Origin of the sequence: Hymenobacter jeollabukensis, assembly GCF_005771675.1 — a bacterium.
GTDB classification, from domain to species: domain Bacteria; phylum Bacteroidota; class Bacteroidia; order Cytophagales; family Hymenobacteraceae; genus Solirubrum; species Solirubrum jeollabukense.
The window spans coordinates 73,462-88,157 of the sequence record NZ_VAJM01000016.1 but is presented as its reverse complement, the minus strand read 5'-3'; the positions used below and the strand labels follow the sequence as shown (position 1 = coordinate 88,157).

Annotated in this window: 16 protein-coding genes; 9 read left to right on the top strand and 7 right to left on the bottom strand. The window is 58.4% G+C overall.

The features are described from left to right. Positions 1 to 19 precede the first annotated feature (19 nt). The 3 genes from FDY95_RS23155 to FDY95_RS23145 are packed head-to-tail and all read left to right on the top strand — an operon-like array spanning position 20 to position 2,915. Complete coding sequence (locus FDY95_RS23155) at positions 20 to 928, top strand: ABC-three component system protein (protein WP_138081589.1); 909 nt, start codon at positions 20 to 22, stop codon at positions 926 to 928. Further along, positions 925 to 1,161 (top strand): ABC-three component system middle component 6, encoded by a 237-nt coding sequence (locus FDY95_RS23150; RefSeq protein ID WP_138081587.1) that lies wholly within the window; start codon positions 925 to 927, stop codon positions 1,159 to 1,161. The genes FDY95_RS23155 and FDY95_RS23150 overlap by 4 nt, the downstream gene beginning before the upstream one ends. Then, positions 1,158 to 2,915 carry an ABC-three component system protein gene (locus FDY95_RS23145; protein ID WP_138081585.1) on the top strand — a complete coding sequence of 586 codons (1,758 nt, stop codon included), beginning with the start codon at positions 1,158 to 1,160 and terminating at the stop codon, positions 2,913 to 2,915. The genes FDY95_RS23150 and FDY95_RS23145 overlap by 4 nt, the downstream gene beginning before the upstream one ends. Before the next feature lie 109 nt (positions 2,916 to 3,024). On the opposite strand, the gene FDY95_RS23140 is transcribed toward FDY95_RS23145, so the two are convergent. Then, on the bottom strand, positions 3,025 to 4,518 hold the full coding sequence (locus FDY95_RS23140) for an IS4 family transposase (RefSeq protein ID WP_171025817.1): 1,494 nt from the start codon (positions 4,516 to 4,518) through the stop codon (positions 3,025 to 3,027). Between the two features lie 112 nt (positions 4,519 to 4,630). Here FDY95_RS23140 and FDY95_RS23135 point away from each other — a divergent pair, with 112 nt between their 5' ends. The 3 genes from FDY95_RS23135 to FDY95_RS26870 are packed head-to-tail and all read left to right on the top strand — an operon-like array spanning position 4,631 to position 5,884. Then, positions 4,631 to 5,005 carry an ArsR/SmtB family transcription factor gene (locus FDY95_RS23135; protein ID WP_138081581.1) on the top strand — a complete coding sequence of 125 codons (375 nt, stop codon included), beginning with the start codon at positions 4,631 to 4,633 and terminating at the stop codon, positions 5,003 to 5,005. Then, positions 5,002 to 5,628 (top strand): mercuric transport protein MerTP, encoded by a 627-nt coding sequence (gene merTP / locus FDY95_RS23130; RefSeq protein ID WP_138081579.1) that lies wholly within the window; start codon positions 5,002 to 5,004, stop codon positions 5,626 to 5,628. Before FDY95_RS23135 ends, merTP begins: the two co-directional genes overlap by 4 nt. Before the next feature lie 10 nt (positions 5,629 to 5,638). Then, positions 5,639 to 5,884, top strand: a complete 246-nt coding sequence (locus tag FDY95_RS26870; protein WP_456237392.1) for a GDCCVxC domain-containing (seleno)protein — start codon at positions 5,639 to 5,641, stop codon at positions 5,882 to 5,884. Between the two features lie 23 nt (positions 5,885 to 5,907). On the opposite strand, the gene FDY95_RS23120 is transcribed toward FDY95_RS26870, so the two are convergent. The 4 genes from FDY95_RS23120 to FDY95_RS23110 form a co-directional block, all read right to left on the bottom strand. Next, positions 5,908 to 6,372 carry a DUF5990 family protein gene (locus FDY95_RS23120; protein ID WP_138081577.1) on the bottom strand — a complete coding sequence of 155 codons (465 nt, stop codon included), beginning with the start codon at positions 6,370 to 6,372 and terminating at the stop codon, positions 5,908 to 5,910. Positions 6,373 to 6,571: 199 nt separating this feature from the next. Next, positions 6,572 to 6,733 (bottom strand): hypothetical protein, encoded by a 162-nt coding sequence (locus FDY95_RS26465; protein WP_171025816.1) that lies wholly within the window; start codon positions 6,731 to 6,733, stop codon positions 6,572 to 6,574. Between the two features lie 78 nt (positions 6,734 to 6,811). Beyond that, positions 6,812 to 7,990: a zinc metalloprotease gene (locus tag FDY95_RS23115; RefSeq protein ID WP_138081575.1), complete on the bottom strand. Its 1,179-nt coding sequence runs from the start codon at positions 7,988 to 7,990 to the stop codon at positions 6,812 to 6,814. A gap of 4 nt (positions 7,991 to 7,994) precedes the next feature. Beyond that, positions 7,995 to 8,927 (bottom strand): hypothetical protein, encoded by a 933-nt coding sequence (locus FDY95_RS23110; protein ID WP_138081573.1) that lies wholly within the window; start codon positions 8,925 to 8,927, stop codon positions 7,995 to 7,997. A 204-nt stretch (positions 8,928 to 9,131) separates the two neighbouring features. Here FDY95_RS23110 and FDY95_RS23105 point away from each other — a divergent pair, with 204 nt between their 5' ends. Further along, positions 9,132 to 10,256 carry an RES domain-containing protein gene (locus tag FDY95_RS23105; RefSeq protein WP_138081571.1) on the top strand — a complete coding sequence of 375 codons (1,125 nt, stop codon included), beginning with the start codon at positions 9,132 to 9,134 and terminating at the stop codon, positions 10,254 to 10,256. Positions 10,257 to 10,370: 114 nt separating this feature from the next. Here FDY95_RS23105 and FDY95_RS23100 read toward each other — a convergent pair whose 3' ends face one another. Together FDY95_RS23100 and FDY95_RS23095 are read right to left on the bottom strand one after the other, a co-directional pair. Further along, positions 10,371 to 11,459, bottom strand: a complete 1,089-nt coding sequence (locus FDY95_RS23100) for a DUF5712 family protein (protein WP_138081569.1) — start codon at positions 11,457 to 11,459, stop codon at positions 10,371 to 10,373. A gap of 15 nt (positions 11,460 to 11,474) precedes the next feature. Continuing rightward, entirely contained in the window at positions 11,475 to 11,927 is a 453-nt protein-coding gene (locus FDY95_RS23095) for a BfmA/BtgA family mobilization protein (RefSeq protein WP_138081567.1), read from the bottom strand. Between the two features lie 915 nt (positions 11,928 to 12,842). On the opposite strand from FDY95_RS23095, the gene FDY95_RS23090 reads away from it, so the two are divergent. Then, a complete protein-coding gene (locus FDY95_RS23090; RefSeq protein WP_138081565.1) occupies positions 12,843 to 13,556 on the top strand; it encodes a ParA family protein in 714 nt (237 codons plus the stop codon). A gap of 379 nt (positions 13,557 to 13,935) precedes the next feature. Continuing rightward, positions 13,936 to 14,148 carry a hypothetical protein gene (locus FDY95_RS26460; RefSeq protein WP_171025815.1) on the top strand — a complete coding sequence of 71 codons (213 nt, stop codon included), beginning with the start codon at positions 13,936 to 13,938 and terminating at the stop codon, positions 14,146 to 14,148. Positions 14,149 to 14,696 lie beyond the last annotated feature (548 nt).

Here is a 14,696-nt window from a genome sequence, read left to right as displayed (position 1 = left end):
CTGTACTACCGCGTCACTTATGCATCCTACTACCAGGGCTTGGTACGAGCGAGAGTTTGAGCTCTTGATCCGTAAAAAACGAGGCGAGGAATTCCAAGACTTTTTTGCAAAGATCATGGAATTAACGCACCGAAGTGATTTTGTGCGGGTGCTTCCCTGGGGCAGAGAAGGGGACCGAAAGAACGACGGTTATATCATCTCCAAAAAGGAGATATATCAGGTATATGCACCTGCTGAAATTGAAGCAGCTGTAACAATCAGAAAAGTCCGGGAAGATTTTGCAGGGGCTATTCGCCACTGGGATGAGTATGTCAGCAAGTGGTTTTTAGTCCACAACGGCTTAGAAGGACTACCCGCGCCGGTGCTTTCGGTGTTCTTGGAACTCAGGACTGCTAATCCGGCCAGGCATATTGAGCAATTGACTCACCACGACTTGCGCAGACTCACGTTCGCCCTCGACCGTGAGGACATTGCTCTCGTGCTGGGCCCTCCCTTCGAAGCGCCGCCTCCCTCCAGGATTACGTTTGACGAGATACGCATAACCCTTGAGCACGTCGCAAACACGTTACCAGAAGCAACTGCTACGGTTGGTGAAGTTGATTATGGCAAGCTTGAGGCTAATGGATTAAGCACCGAGAATAGACAACTTATCCTGTGGGGCTACAATGCCACCACCCGAGTTGCAAAGTTTTTGGAGGAGTACACGGCCGATCCTGAGTTGGGTCAAAAAGTAGCTGCCACCCTGCGAGCGGAGTATCAACGATTGAAAGCCAGGCGGATAAGTTCAGACGAAATTTTCGAGGAATTACTCTCGTTCATTTCAGCGCACCGTAAGCATTCCCCGGCGGCCCCTATAGCCGTTTTAGCTCATTTCTTCCAGAGCTGTGACATCTTCGAAGCGGCACCCACTCTTGCCGGCCAGCTATGATACTGCCTTCCAAACACCTTTCGGAAAACCGGGCCCTGCTGACTATTGGTGGACACTTGCTCGGTCTGTTAACCAAACCTAAGACTGTTTCGGTGTTGTGGGAGGAGTTCAAAGCCCGTCACAGCACCGGTTCGCCGATTTCGTTCGATTGGTTCGTCTTGGCGCTTGATTTACTAGCCTGCACCGGCAGTATCACCCTAGATGGCAATCGGATTGTCAAAAAGAAGCCGTGATTTACCGCATTACCAGTGACCTCCCTTCGTTCAAACCAGTCGAGCTGCGACCTGGTCTGAATATTATTGTGTCCGACAAGCTCCAGCAATCCAACGACGGGCAAACGCGCAACAAATCTGGAAAGTCGAGCTTGCTGCAGCTCATTCATTTTTTAGTCGGCAAGGAAGGAGATACCAATTCCCTTTTCCGCAAACCGGAACTGGAATCCTACACCTTCTCGATGGAGTTCGACTTGAAAGGGGCGCTGCTGCGAGCTAGCCGAAGCGGTGCAACGTTTGGGTGGCTCGACATTGAACTACTAGAAGGGTCTACTGCCAGTTGGCCAGCTGACCCAATGCAGGGAAAAACCTCTGTTCGCGTCGCTCAGGCTAAGTGGCGTGAACTACTGGGGTTGGTAATGTTCGGACTCGAAGAAGATCTAGGCACCTACGGCCCCACGTTCGGCCAACTGTTTAGCTACTTCGTGCGCCGTGCCGAAAACGGCGGCTTGGCTGAGCCAACCAAACAGGCAAGCCAGCAGCAGCCCGCCGATGTACGGGTCGGCCTTTCCTACTTGTTGGGCCTCGACTGGCGAATAAGCCAAGAGCGGGAGCAACTACGTCAGGATATCACCGGCGCGCAGAAACTGCAAAGAGTTGCGCGTGAAGGCGGCTTGAAAAACGTGGTCGGAGACCCCAAACAGATCTTTACACAACTCACACTGGCTCAAAAAGAAGTTGAACGGCTTACGACGGCCTTAAAGGCATTTCGAATCTTACAAGACTATGCCGAGCGTGAAAAGGAAGGAAACCATCTAACACGGCAGCTCAACGAGCTGGCGGACGAAGCTGCGCAAACCCGTTATTATGTAGACGATTTGCGCCTTTCGTTGCAGTCTGAAACGCCTCCCTCGGTGGCCGACTTGGATCGACTGTATCAGGAAGCTGGAGTTGTACTCCCAGGGGTGGCTTTACAACGGTACGATGAAGTAAGGCGCTTCCATGAGTCCATTGTTCGCAACCGGCGGCTGTATCTGGAAGGAGAGCTAGTGGCAGCGGAACAGCGCATTCAAGAAATTCAACAACAGATCAGCGCCCTTGATGAGCGCAGAAGCGAAGTCATGCAACTGCTGCATACGCATGGTGCCTTAGAGCACCATACGATGCTTCAACTAGAACTTGGTAAGGCAGTTGCCTACGTAGAAACCCTCAAGCAAAATCAAAAGCTACTGGAAGATGTAGCACTACGGGTTGCGGAGCTTAAAATCAAGCAGGGCCATTTATCCTTGCGCCTGCAGCGTGATTTCAAAGAAAATGAGTCGGTGCTTACAGATGCCGTATTGGCATTTGAGGCAGCCTCTGAAGCATTGTACAACGACCCGGGAAACTTAAGCATTTACCCGACTGAAACCGGCCCTGAGTTTTCAATCACCATCCAGGGGCGCAACAGCCGTGGCGTAAACAGCATGCAGGTCTTCTGTTTCGATATGATGCTGATGCGCGTAGCGGGAAAACGGAATATGACCCCCGGTTTTTTAGTGCATGACAGCCATTTATTCGATCCCGTTGATGAGCGGCAGAATGAAAAAGCATGGGTTTACGGCGCTGGCCTTGCAGCAGAACTAGGGTTCCAATACATCATCACGTTGAACTCTGATCAAATTCCCTCCCCGCAGAACCGCTCTATCCCTGAGTTTCCAATTAAAGATTTTATTGTTCCACCTCACCTGACCGATCAAGCCGGTGGCGGTCTGTTTGGGTTTGATTTCTACTAACTGCTAATACTCTGGGCACCGGTAGAAAACAAAGAAGCCCGGTCGCTGACCTTGTCCTTACCCAAATCTCAGCAAACGCTTCGGCCTTTTGGCCGGAGCGTTTCTATTTCTACGGCGAGTAGACCGCAAATCGAAAGCCGGTTACTAATAATCGTAAGGTCATCAACCCTTTCCACAACGTTTGCCACCCAGGTAGTCTATCCTTCACACGGCTTAAATGCCCGCCAAGTTGGGCAATAGCCTGCCAGACATCGCGACCTGTTTGCAGCGGCTTGGCTGTACATCGGCGGAGCACGGCCAATGCTGTTTCCGATAATCCAGCTTGTTCTGCGGATTGAGCTGGCATTTGGTGTACCTGTTCACGTAAATCCACCAAGGCTAAGGCCACTACGCTCAGCAAGGCAATGGCGGCAAACAGGCGGGGCCCAGTGTGCAACTGTAGCCGCTCGATTCGCACGCCGCTTTTCAACGCCTTGTGAAAATCCTCGATCAGCCAGCGGCTGGCGTATTGCTGCACGCACGCTAACGCCTGCGTTACGTCTTGCGCCGCCTGGTCGCAGAGCAGCAGCCACTCCAGCGCCGGAGCCCGGCCGTCCGTCCCGGCTTCCCACACCCGTACTGCGCCGCACCGAACCGGGTCACCGCGGCCGGTAGAAAAGCCGGGGCGTTGTGGCGCCCGTAAGGCCAACAGGGGACTAAAGCTGAGTTGCAGTACCACATCACGCTTAGGCGCTCCCGGGCGCGTCCGAAGGGGTAGGCTGAACTGCCCACACGGTGGCCAGGTACTGGCCTGGGCACGCAACCTGCCCGCCGAGGCCCCGCTGCTGGGGTCCACCAATGCGCGGTCTTGCGCTGAGCGTACGACGAAGCCCAAGCCGCGTTGTTGACAGTACTGCAGGTGGGTATGAATATCCGCGCCCCGGTCGGCCACCACGACCCAGCGGGCGTGGGTGGGTGGAGCCTCTAACTGACGCAGGCTGTTGGTCCATAAATCCGATTCACGGGCCCGCTTCTGCCGGCGCTGGTAGGGGTTGTACGCCAACGCCTTTTCCGTGGCAGGGATCGGCACGCGCAGGTAAAACTGCTGATCCAGCAGCCCCAGTACCGGCACTGGCGGGCGGCGCGTGGACGCGGGCTCCGCCCCTGCTGTCCAGCGGGCGGCAATCACCGAATGGAGCAGCACGCCTTGGCTAGCGGCTGCTCCTTGCCCGACCGGTCCGAGGCCCGCGCGGCGCTGGCCCGTCTTCGGCCAGATAACCTCCGTCGTGTCTTCCAGCAACAGGAAGGTGCCGGGTTCTTGCAGGGCTGCGCGTACCTGCTCGCGGTGCGGCTGCTGCAGCACGTCCGGGGTGACATGGGGCTGCGCCAGTAAGTAATAGGCGGCCTTGCAGGCATACGACTGGCCCGCGCAGGCTTGCGGGATGCTGGCGCCGGGGTGGCGCGCCCACGCGGCAACCAGCGTTTCCACCCGCCGGGTGCGCCGCCGGTCCCCGAGTTGCACCGCACCAAACTGGCGGTGGGTCCACTGGTCGGCGTCAGCGAAGTGTTCGGAAAGGCGTCGCGTCGGCAGCGCGGCGGGCGTAGGAAAAGCGGAACACGTCATGGCCTGGGTGGGTGTGCCGGCAACCGCCGGCCGTGAAGAAGGGGGGGGTAGTGCGACATTATTTAAGCAATAACTAAAATACCTAAACGCTACCTTTGCCGAAACGACCACTATGATTTCTTCCTCGTGCATCCGGGTGTTTGCCGACACTGCCTACATCGAGCAGTGCCAGCAGCGCCTGGCGTCCGTAGAGCCGGGGTTGGCCGCGCTGGCGGCTGTCCTAAGCTTGGCGGGTAATCGCGTGCGCCTGCAGATGCTGTTTTTGCTGGCCCAGGAGCAACAACTATGCGTGTGTGACTTGGCCGACGTGCTACAGATGAACGTGTCGGCCATCTCCCAGCACTTGCGGAAGCTCAAAGACGGCGGGGTCATCCAGGCCCGCAAAGTGGGCCAAACCGTCTTTTATTCGCTATCTGCTGCGCAGCAACCGTTAATTCATTCGCTGCTGGCCGCGGCGTCCACTTCACACGCGACTTCCGCCCGATGAACCCTACGCCGACGTCTCCTACCAAGCCGCTGGCCGGAGCGGGCCTGCTGGCCGCCCTGGCAGCTTCCTTGTGCTGTATCACCCCATTGCTAGCCATTGTCGGCGGGCTGGGCGGAGTAGCGACCACTTTCGCCTGGATGGAGCCGCTACGGCCATACCTGGTGGCCCTTACCGTCGGCGTGCTAGGCTTTGCCTGGTACCAGCAACTGCGGTCCCGCATGCCCGCCGCTGATGCGTGTGGCTGCGACATGCCAGCCAAGCCCGTACGGATGCAGTCGCGGGGCTTTTTGGCGGCTGTTACCCTGCTGGCCGGGCTGCTGCTGACCTTCCCCTACTACAGCGCGCCGTTCTATTCAACGACGGCCCCCACACCCCTGCTCCCCACCCGTACAACCCCGGTGTTGCAAACCCGCTCCTACCGCATTGGCGGCATGACCTGCGAGGCTTGCGCCCGCCACGTGGAGCACGACGTGCAGCAACTGCTGGGCGTGCGAAGCGTGCAGGTATCCTACGACCAGGGCACGGCGCAGGTCCGCTTTGATGCCGCCGTGACACCCGCCGCCCAGGTCGAGGCGGCTATTAACGGCACGGGCTATACAGTCCTGAATCCTGCTACCCATTAAGCAACGTCCCATGCTGTCGATCATGCCTCCTACTCCTCCGCCCGCAGTTCAGCTAACGTCCGTGCTCACCTGTCCGGTGTGTCACCACGCCCAAGCGGAGCAGATGCCGACCGATGCCTGTCAATGGTTTTACGAATGCACCAGTTGCCACACGATGCTCAAGCCGCTGGCCGGCGACTGCTGCGTGTACTGTTCATATGGCACCGTTCCTTGCCCGCCTATTCAAGCAACAGGGGCCCAAGGCTGCTGCGGATAGCCCGCCTCTTCAGACGGTAGCTTTTACCCGTTCCCCGAACCGGTAGGCGCTGCTGATACCAAGCGCCACCCAGCCTCCAGCAGGCGGATGCTGGCGCAGGCTGGGCCACCATCGGCGGCCCAGCCCCACATACGGGCTTGAAACGCAGCGCTTGGCGCGGCCAATGCCTGCTCCACCAAGGCGGCGGTCAATACCGGTAACGGTACTTTAGCCCGGCGCGTCCAGCACGAATCAGCCTGTCCGGCTAAGGTGCCGGAGTTCAGGTAAAGAAACCGGTCGTCACCCCGGCCGTGGACACAAGGACCGCTGAGGCGAAATCCTTGCTGATCTTTTACTTGGGAAACACCCAATTCCGTTTCGAACAGAAGCACTCCCTCGCTGGTCGTCACGACTGGAGGAAGCAACTGCGTGGTGCCCTGCTGCAAGGCCACCGTTACGCCGGCCGGAGCATTCACGACATGTAGTTGAAAGCGCAGCAGTGGTTTCATGGCCACAAGGTATAGCCTACGCGTGAAAAACGGCATGTTACTACTCTACGGACATAAGTGGCCGGCTTCCAACTACCTCAATGCTCCACCTGCTTCCTTAAACAAGAAACGCTCCGGCCAAAAGGCCGAAGCGTTTGCTGAGATTTGGGTAAGGACAAGGTCGCTGACCGGGCTTCTTTGTTTCCCCTAGCAGCAGCTCCTAGCAGCCGCCGGCTGGCGTCTCGTGCTCATACACGGCCGGGTCGTCGCTACCCATTGACCAGCTGGGCTTGATTTGCTCGCGGCGCTCTTCGAGTGCGCTTGCCGAGATGCGGTCAGCAATTTCGGCTTCGTTCGGTTGGTTGTTGATGTTGTTGTCCATGGGGCAACTGTGGTTAAGTGATGCGGGTGTTGGTGGACGTTGCCTGGCTCACCCGCTTAGGCCAAGCAACGGTATTGATCAGGCCGGCTGGGCCGGCAGTGAGTATGAGCGGTAGCGCCCGACGAGCTGCGCTACCAGGAAGCGGGCCCACATGGCGTAGAAGCCTAAGGCGACCAACTGCTGCGGCTGCGGCCACCGGTGCAGCTGCCAGGCCTGGCGCACCAGGGCCGGCAGCTGCAGGGGAAGCTCCCAAATGGCCTGCCCGTGCCGGCTGAGCATCCAGAGCACCACCGCTACCAGCACCAGCCGATTGAGCACCCCGTAGACGCCCAGCAACAGCTCAGCGCGTGTGGGGCGCTTGGCGCGGCCCGCAAGGCAAGCCCGGAAGCCTGCCAGGGAAAAGGCCCGCCGTGCAGATTGCGAAGCCGCTGCGTGCAGGTTGGGCGTATTGCTCAGATCCGACAGCATCCAGTAGCCGTCGCTGCGCAGGAAGGGGTTAAGCTGCCAGGCAGCCGAAACGCCGATGGAGACCGAAGCCAGCAACAAGGCCGGCAACTGGGTTGCCAGGTAGCCGACCGTGAGCCCGCTGGCCAGCAGCACCTGCGCGAAGATGCCGGCGGCGTTGACGCGCAGCCGTACGCCCCTGGGGGCTTGCCAACTGTTGGAAACGTCGGCGTAGAGCACTGGAAAGAGGTAGGCATACAACCCAACCCCAATCCCGCCGTGGCGCACGCCAGCTGCTGCGCAGGCGGCAACGTGCCCCAGCTCGTGCACCACCCAGGAAGCGCACACCAAGGGCGCCGCTACCAGGTACGCTGCTGCCGGTGCGGTCGGCATGGGCACCGCGGCTGCTACTACCCCGACGAAGCATACTTGCGCGCCAAGCAGGCCCCAGTACCACCGGTGGCGCATCAGCGGCACCAAGGGCAGCGCCAGCCACCCGGCCGCGCGCGGCGTGAGCAGCTGCGTGGCGCCCGCAATGTATTCGGGCTGGGCCACGGCCGGGCCGTCGTGCTGCAGGATGGCGTAGCCGCCGAAACGGGCCTGCACCAAGCGGTCGAAGGCCTCCGCGCTCAGCGTGGCCTGGAAGGACTGGTTAAAGACTTCACGGGCCTGCTCGACGGTGCTTGCGTGGCGCAGAATCCGGTACAGCTCGGCGCCGCCGTCGTTGACGAGTACGTGCCGGCCGGCGGGGGTATTGATTACCCACCGGCCCGAATCGTAAGGGCTTATGCCGCTGGCAGTCGTGACAAGCATGGCCCTACATCAAAACAGCTGCTGGTACCTGGCCTGCGACGAGCGTAGCCGGTAGCACGTCGCCGCGCAGCTCCTGCACCAGTGCATTGGTAGCGCGCAGCTGCTCGGTGAAGGTGTCCAACTCGGCCTGCAGATACTGGCCCAGCCCGTCGAGCCCCAGCCGTTGCGCTATGGCTAGGCTGGCTTGGTAGTGCGCCCGGCCTTTCTGCATCAGTTTGCCGGCCGTGCCTGACGTGTAGAGGTAGCGAAACCGGTACTCCTCGCCTGCTACCCGGGCTTCGAGTCCGTGGTTATCGATGAAGACGTCTACCAGGTGGTGCGCGTAGGTGAACTGGCCGTTGCGGGCATCCTGCCGGAAGTCCTCGACGTCATCCAGGTACTGGCTGCCAACGTGGATGCCCCGCAGGCAATTGATCAGGTCCTCGACGGGCTGTTGGTCGCCGGCCAGCACAGCCAGCGCGTGCACCAGGGCGTAGACCACGGCGGATTTGCCGTTGGCCAGCTCTTCAAAGCTCTCTTCCGTGAAGGCTTCCCGCTGCCGGGAAATGTGCTTTTCCCGCAGGTTGGCGGCGATGTACTGCTTTTTGCAGACGTAGAAGGCTTGCCAGAATTCCCCGCCGGCGGGCAACAGCTCGCTCAGGCCCAGTACAGTCGTTTCGTAAAGGCCCAGGTACTGCAGCAGCCGCTCGCTGCCGGCGTCGCTGCTCAGGGGCGCGTCGAGCACGTCGTCCACGGCCACAACGAACCGGAAGTAGAGGTAGCTAAAGATGGTGAGGCGGTCGAGCTGGGCCTCGCTCACGGCCGGAAACACCGGCGCTAGGTAACGAGGCAGGTTCAGGTAGAGCCGGTAGGCGTGCAGATACGGGGGACTTACGAGCTCCTGTTTGAGGGTCTCGCTGATCGGTAATGAGTCTACATAATCCTGAACTGCCTGCATAGCCACATTGAAAATACCTGTACCGCAGAGCCTTTAGCAGCCTTTTTGGGGGTAAATTCAATGCAATGTATATGAGTTTTGATTAAGTTTTACATAAACTTTAATTAAGCTTTTAACTCCTAAGCATCTTCCAACTTACCAGTACCCAACGACCTTGCCCTTTGCCCAACCTTTATCTTTCGGCTGTCCACTGCAGCGCAATACATGACCGTCGAAGAATTACTCCAGGACCCAATTTTTACGCTCCCCAAAAATTGGCGCGACTCTTCTGAGCCTAGTTATTATCACTTTGTAACACGCACGCTGGGCCAGTATTTCGAGCTAGTCAAACGCTTAGAGCCCATCGTCATCGACCATCGTACAGAGTATGTTGGCCGACTGGGCGTGCTACCTTATGCTGAGTTGGTCTGCAAAGCCGTGCGTCAGTTGAATATTGGAATAACCAGGGCTTTGCAGGCCTACATCGATAAGGGAAGCCCCAGCATCGCAATGGCGGAGTTGGCAAAGAATCTGGTCCTGACGGAAGTGGAGCAACTCTACGCGCCGGCCAGCCACCTGAGCCTGCACATCCTGCGTGAGCAGGAAACCCTTTACCGGTTGCGGGCCGACAATTTGCCGTTGCAGCCTCGGGAGATGTTTCACATCCCCTATGAGAAAAGCTACTTAGTGGCGCCTCAACGCTTCAGCATCGCCGGGCAACCATGTATTTACGCGGCCAGCTCAGTCAACTTGGCCTTTAAAGAAATACGCGCAACCTCCTTTGGGCTGACCCTGCACGCAGTAAAGCTGCGCGTCAATCCGGTTTCAAAGTATGCGCCGGTTGTCCTGGTCGATCTGCGCAACCGCGTCGAGGAAGTACGCGCAACGTACCTAGGCAAACCGCACCGGTACGATGGTCAGCTCATCAAATTTCTAGTAACGTGGCCCTTGATCATGGCGGCCAGCATACCGACTGAGCCCAAAGAGACCTTCCATGCAGAGTACATCATTCCGCACCTCATGTTGGAATGGATACGCAGTCACCAACCAGAAAACGCCCCTCGGCTGGATGGAATTGCATTCTCTTCCTCCCGCGTATCGCTAACCGATCCAGACTACCTGAACGCCTACAACGTGGTTATTCCGGTTCATCATTGGGAAAAGAAAGGGCTCTGCCCTGTACGAACTTCGCAACTCCTGATTTCCGCCCCGGTAACCCGCGCTATGCTTCCAGTAGCCTTGCCGGCCAACACACCGGATCGTGAAGTAACTCACCAGGTGCAACTGGCCCTGGAGCCCTTAGAGCTGCATGAGTTGGCGCCGGAAAATGAGCCTACCCCTGCTCAATGAAAGCGAAAGAGCCCTGGTCCTTGCCTGGGCTCTCCGGCAACCAACCTTTGGCCGGTACCTCGACGTCGGATGCTATTGCGGTAAAGATAAGCTCTACCGTAAACTCCGGCCAACCTATTCCCGGCCGAGTCCTCGACGCTGCCGGCGGTAGAACTCGTCATCATCGCCTCCGATATCCTGGGTGCGGGATTCCCGTTCGCCCTGGCTCTGGCGAATGAGCTGCTGCATGCCTACTACGCCCTGCAGCACCGGCCCACCTGGTCGGCTCACCTTACCGGATGCCAGCAGCTCGTACGGCTGCTCCGGCGGGCGCCCCTCGGCAACCTGCAGCTCGATGCGTTTCAGGGATGAGTAGAATACCTTATCGTAGCCACGGTTGCGGCCGATGGTGGCCACCTTGCCCGCGTCCAAGTGGTCGTCGGCCGGCAGCTGGCCGTTGATGCGCTCGACGCGCTCCTCGATGCGGCGGGCCCGGCGCTGGTGCTCTTCTTCGCTGATGCCCGGGCGCGGGCTGGTAATGTAGTCCACCAAGGCTTTCACGGCGCTGCGACTCGGCAGCCCTGGGCGCGGCACCTCCAGGGGCGTCATGCCCACCTCCCCGAAGCGTTGGGTAAACAGTGCCCCGCTGGTGGCGGCAAACTCCACCCGGTTGAAGCGGTCAGGCTTGCTCATGGGGTTGAGCGTTACCTTCTGGTCGGCGTCGCGAGCTGATACCACGACGTGAATATGCGTCTGCAGGCCTTCCTTAAGTTGGCCCTGCTTGCTCTCGCCGGCGGTGACTTCCGGGTCGCTGCCGCGGTGGATGCGCTGGTCGTGCCGGGTAGCGGCCCAAACCAGGTCCTCGGCCCCTAGTTTCTTGCCATTTGGTAGCCGAAAGTTCTCGGCATAGGACGCCATTACGTCGCGGGTATAGGCGCGCAGTTTGGCGTCATCGTTGCCAATGTGGGCCAGCTCGGCGGCGCTGGGGCTAATCACCAACGAATAGAATTTGGCATCCTGCGCCCGCAAGCCTTTGACATTTCTGTCTAACATTTGGGTCACTTCGTCCCCGGATAACTGCTCGGATTCCCGGCCGAAAAAGGCTGCTTCTTGACCGTGCTCCTTGGCTTCCTTCTTCAAATAATTGACGGCCTGCGCGGCGCTACCAGTGTTGCTGTACGCGTTTTTTCCGTCTGTTTTGGGGTTGATTATCTTGATATACATGCGTATTTTAAGTAGTTAATTCTGCTTCTTTTCGCCCTTTTCCCCCCGCTGCCCCGGCCGCTTGACGCCGCTTAGGATGGTCTCAACGTCCTTGTCTATGGCCGCATTGTTTCGCTTGCGAAGCGCGGCAAATTCTTCCTGGTCCTGGCTGGCCAGCAGCTCCACCGTGCGCCTGGTAGCCCCTACTTCAACCAACGTTCTAACCACCGTTTCCAGCAGCGTCAACAGCAGCGTGCGCTCCTGCTCTTGCAGGTAGCTAAAGACCCGGTCGCCCAGCTTTTTGATCTGGGACATGATCAGGGTGCCTTCCCGTACGCGGGCATCGACCGGGTTGAGCCCCCGGTCGGCAAAGTAGGCAATGGCCGCATCGGCGTACTCCTGCAAGGTCAGGTCCAGCTCGTCGGCCGCGGCCGTGGCTTTGCGGTGGGTGCCCGGGGTAACCCGGACGGCCGGTTGCTTTGGTGGCATCTTCGTTTTAGGGCTAATGCAACAAAATTATACTGAAATTCAACTAGTTATTAAGCAAAATCAACACAAGGTCAGCTATGCTGACCGCAAGCAACACATTACCAAGTCCTTAGACTTGGTAATGTGTTGCTCCTCTTGCTAAAATCGTTGAACGATTCGTCTGCGCCCCCAAATTGCCCCGACGTCCGCCGGCTGACTGCCCATTCCAAACTGCCCCGACGCCTGGCTCTCAAAACTGCCCCTGACGCCAGGGTGAATTACTGCCCCCGGAGCTGGCCGGCATGACTGCCCCGACGCCTGCACCCCTCCCCTATCCAAACTGCCCCGACGTCAGGCCGGCCAGCTGCTGCAGTGGCCCCAAGCCACCGCCGAAGCTGCCACTTCGAGTTGCGCGGGCAGTAGGGAAAAAGTAGCGGGATTGTAAACAACGCAGCAAGTAAACAACGAAACAGGCCCGAGCTGACCTACGCCCGCGTGTTTCACATACTTTGCAACAAGTAAACAAGTAAACAATGAAACACGGTCGGCCAAGGTGAACTATGATAGCGCCGCCTCCTGAATTTGAAACTTGTAAACAATGCAACTTGTAAACAGTGCAACTTTAAAACAATTAAACATTGAAACAGTGCAACAATACAATTTGTAAACAAAACCTAGTTGTCTGCTTGCGGTAAAAATTTATCGGGAATTGGGCAAGCGATAAACAATGCAACAAGTAAACAGTAAAACATTGAAACACTGAAACAAAGCAACTTGTAAACAATGCAATTTGTAAACAAGTAAACGAGTAAACATGGAAACAAAGCAACATGCAAACAGTGAAACATTGCAACTTGTAAACGGATTCGATTATGTTTGCCTCGCTGGGTTCGCTCCTGGGCCCCGCCGTCCATTTTCCTACCTCACCCTATCACCATGAAACTCGTTACCATTGCCAACCAGAAAGGGGGCTCCGGCAAGAGCACGCTTACGGTCCTGCTGGCTACCGCGCTGGCTGCTACCTACGGCTACCGTGTTGGAGTACTGGACCTGGACCCGCAGCAGTCGCTCTACCAGATCCGGGCCGTTACCGACGAAGGATTGCGCGCCGACGATGAGGAGTATGCTTACCCCATCCTGCCGATGAGCATCGAGGAAGCCTGGTCGCACCTGGAGCAACACTCCGACGAATACGATATCGTATTCCTCGACCTGCCCGGCCGCTCCGACTCCGGCGACCTGCTGGAAATGATAGCCAACTGCAACGTGGTCATCGTGCCGATGCGGGCCTCCATGTTCGACCGGCTCTCGACCGCATCGTTTCTCGACGGCATCCTCGCCGCGCAGAAGACCATGGACGAGCCATTCGCTGTCTACGGCCTGCGCACCATGTACCAGGCCAACACGCGCGAAGAGAACGACCTGACGGAATACCTGCGCACCTCCCCGCTGCCGATGTTTACCAACTTCCTGCCTCAGCGGGAAAGCTTCAAGCGGGCCAGCACGCTCTACAGTTTCCTCAACTCGGCTTTCCGTCGGGGCATCGCAGCTCACAATACGGCCGGCAAAGAAATTCACGCCCTTTGCGAGGAACTGATCGAGAAAGTGGACCTGCCCCGTGAAGTCGAGGAAACCGCAGCTGAGGCCTAGTATCGACCATTAACGAATACCCCCGCCGTATATGGCTAAGGAAAATAAATTTCAACGCAAGCCCCTAAGCGAGGAAACCCGGCGCCTGGCCCTGACCTCGCAGACGGGTACTCGTCAGGGCAACCTGCCAACCACTACGCCTGCGCCCGCCCCCGAGGTGGCCCCAACTCCTGCAGCTGAAGCTGCTCCGGCGCCGGCTGTTGCTGCTGCGCCTGCTCCGGCCGCTGCTACCGTCACCCCTTCCGCAGCGCCGGCACCGGTTGCCGCTGAGCCAGGCCCGGACGCTGACGACCTCCCTGCAGCTGCCGAGTCCGCCGCTGCTCCAGCCGCAAAACGCCCACGTCGCAACAAGCGCGGTGCTGCAGCCGCTCCTGCTACCGTGAGCACCAACACCCCGTCGTACACGGTCCGGCTCCCGACCGGGTACGGCCCGGTGCTGCGCGTTGCCGGCGTGCAGTTGGAGCTGGAAGCTGGCGACGGCAACAAGGTGGGTGTGGGTGATGTGGTACAGATGGCGGTCGACCAGCTGCTCACCAAGCTCCGCAAGCGCGGATTGGCCATTCCCGAAGTGAAAGTGGACACCTCGGCTTAACCCTGGACCTTCGACAAGGCTGCTACGAAAGCCCCTGGCACCGCTAGGGGCTTTTCTGTGCCCTTATCTGGGGTAGGAGAGGGGGTAAGCTCTGCCAACGCGCTGACGAGGCTAAAAACGCGGCTCCTGGCACTTACGAAACGTCGTTTTTCCCTGTGCCCCGGTGGCGAATGCCCTGCCTGGTGCACGTAGCTTACGAAACGTCGTTTTTCAGGGAGCTGAAAACGGCTGATGAAAAGTCGTTTTTCGGCCCTTAGAGCTGCGAGCAGCTTACGAAACGTCGTTTTTCGGCGCTCGATCCAGCCGCTTACCAAACGTCGTTTTTCACGGGATGACTTACGAAACGTCGTTTCAACTAAACCAGGGATAGTAAACGCTTGAAATAGTGCAATCACTTCACCCGATGAACGGTTGTCGCAGCCCCGGTTGGTGTTTTTCGTGCTGGCCTGGGTGGCTCCAGCACGCTAAATGCCCCTTTCCTGCGCCCGCGCGCCTGCATGCGTAACACCAACCTTTGTGTATTTATGAGTATTTGATCTATTTGAGGC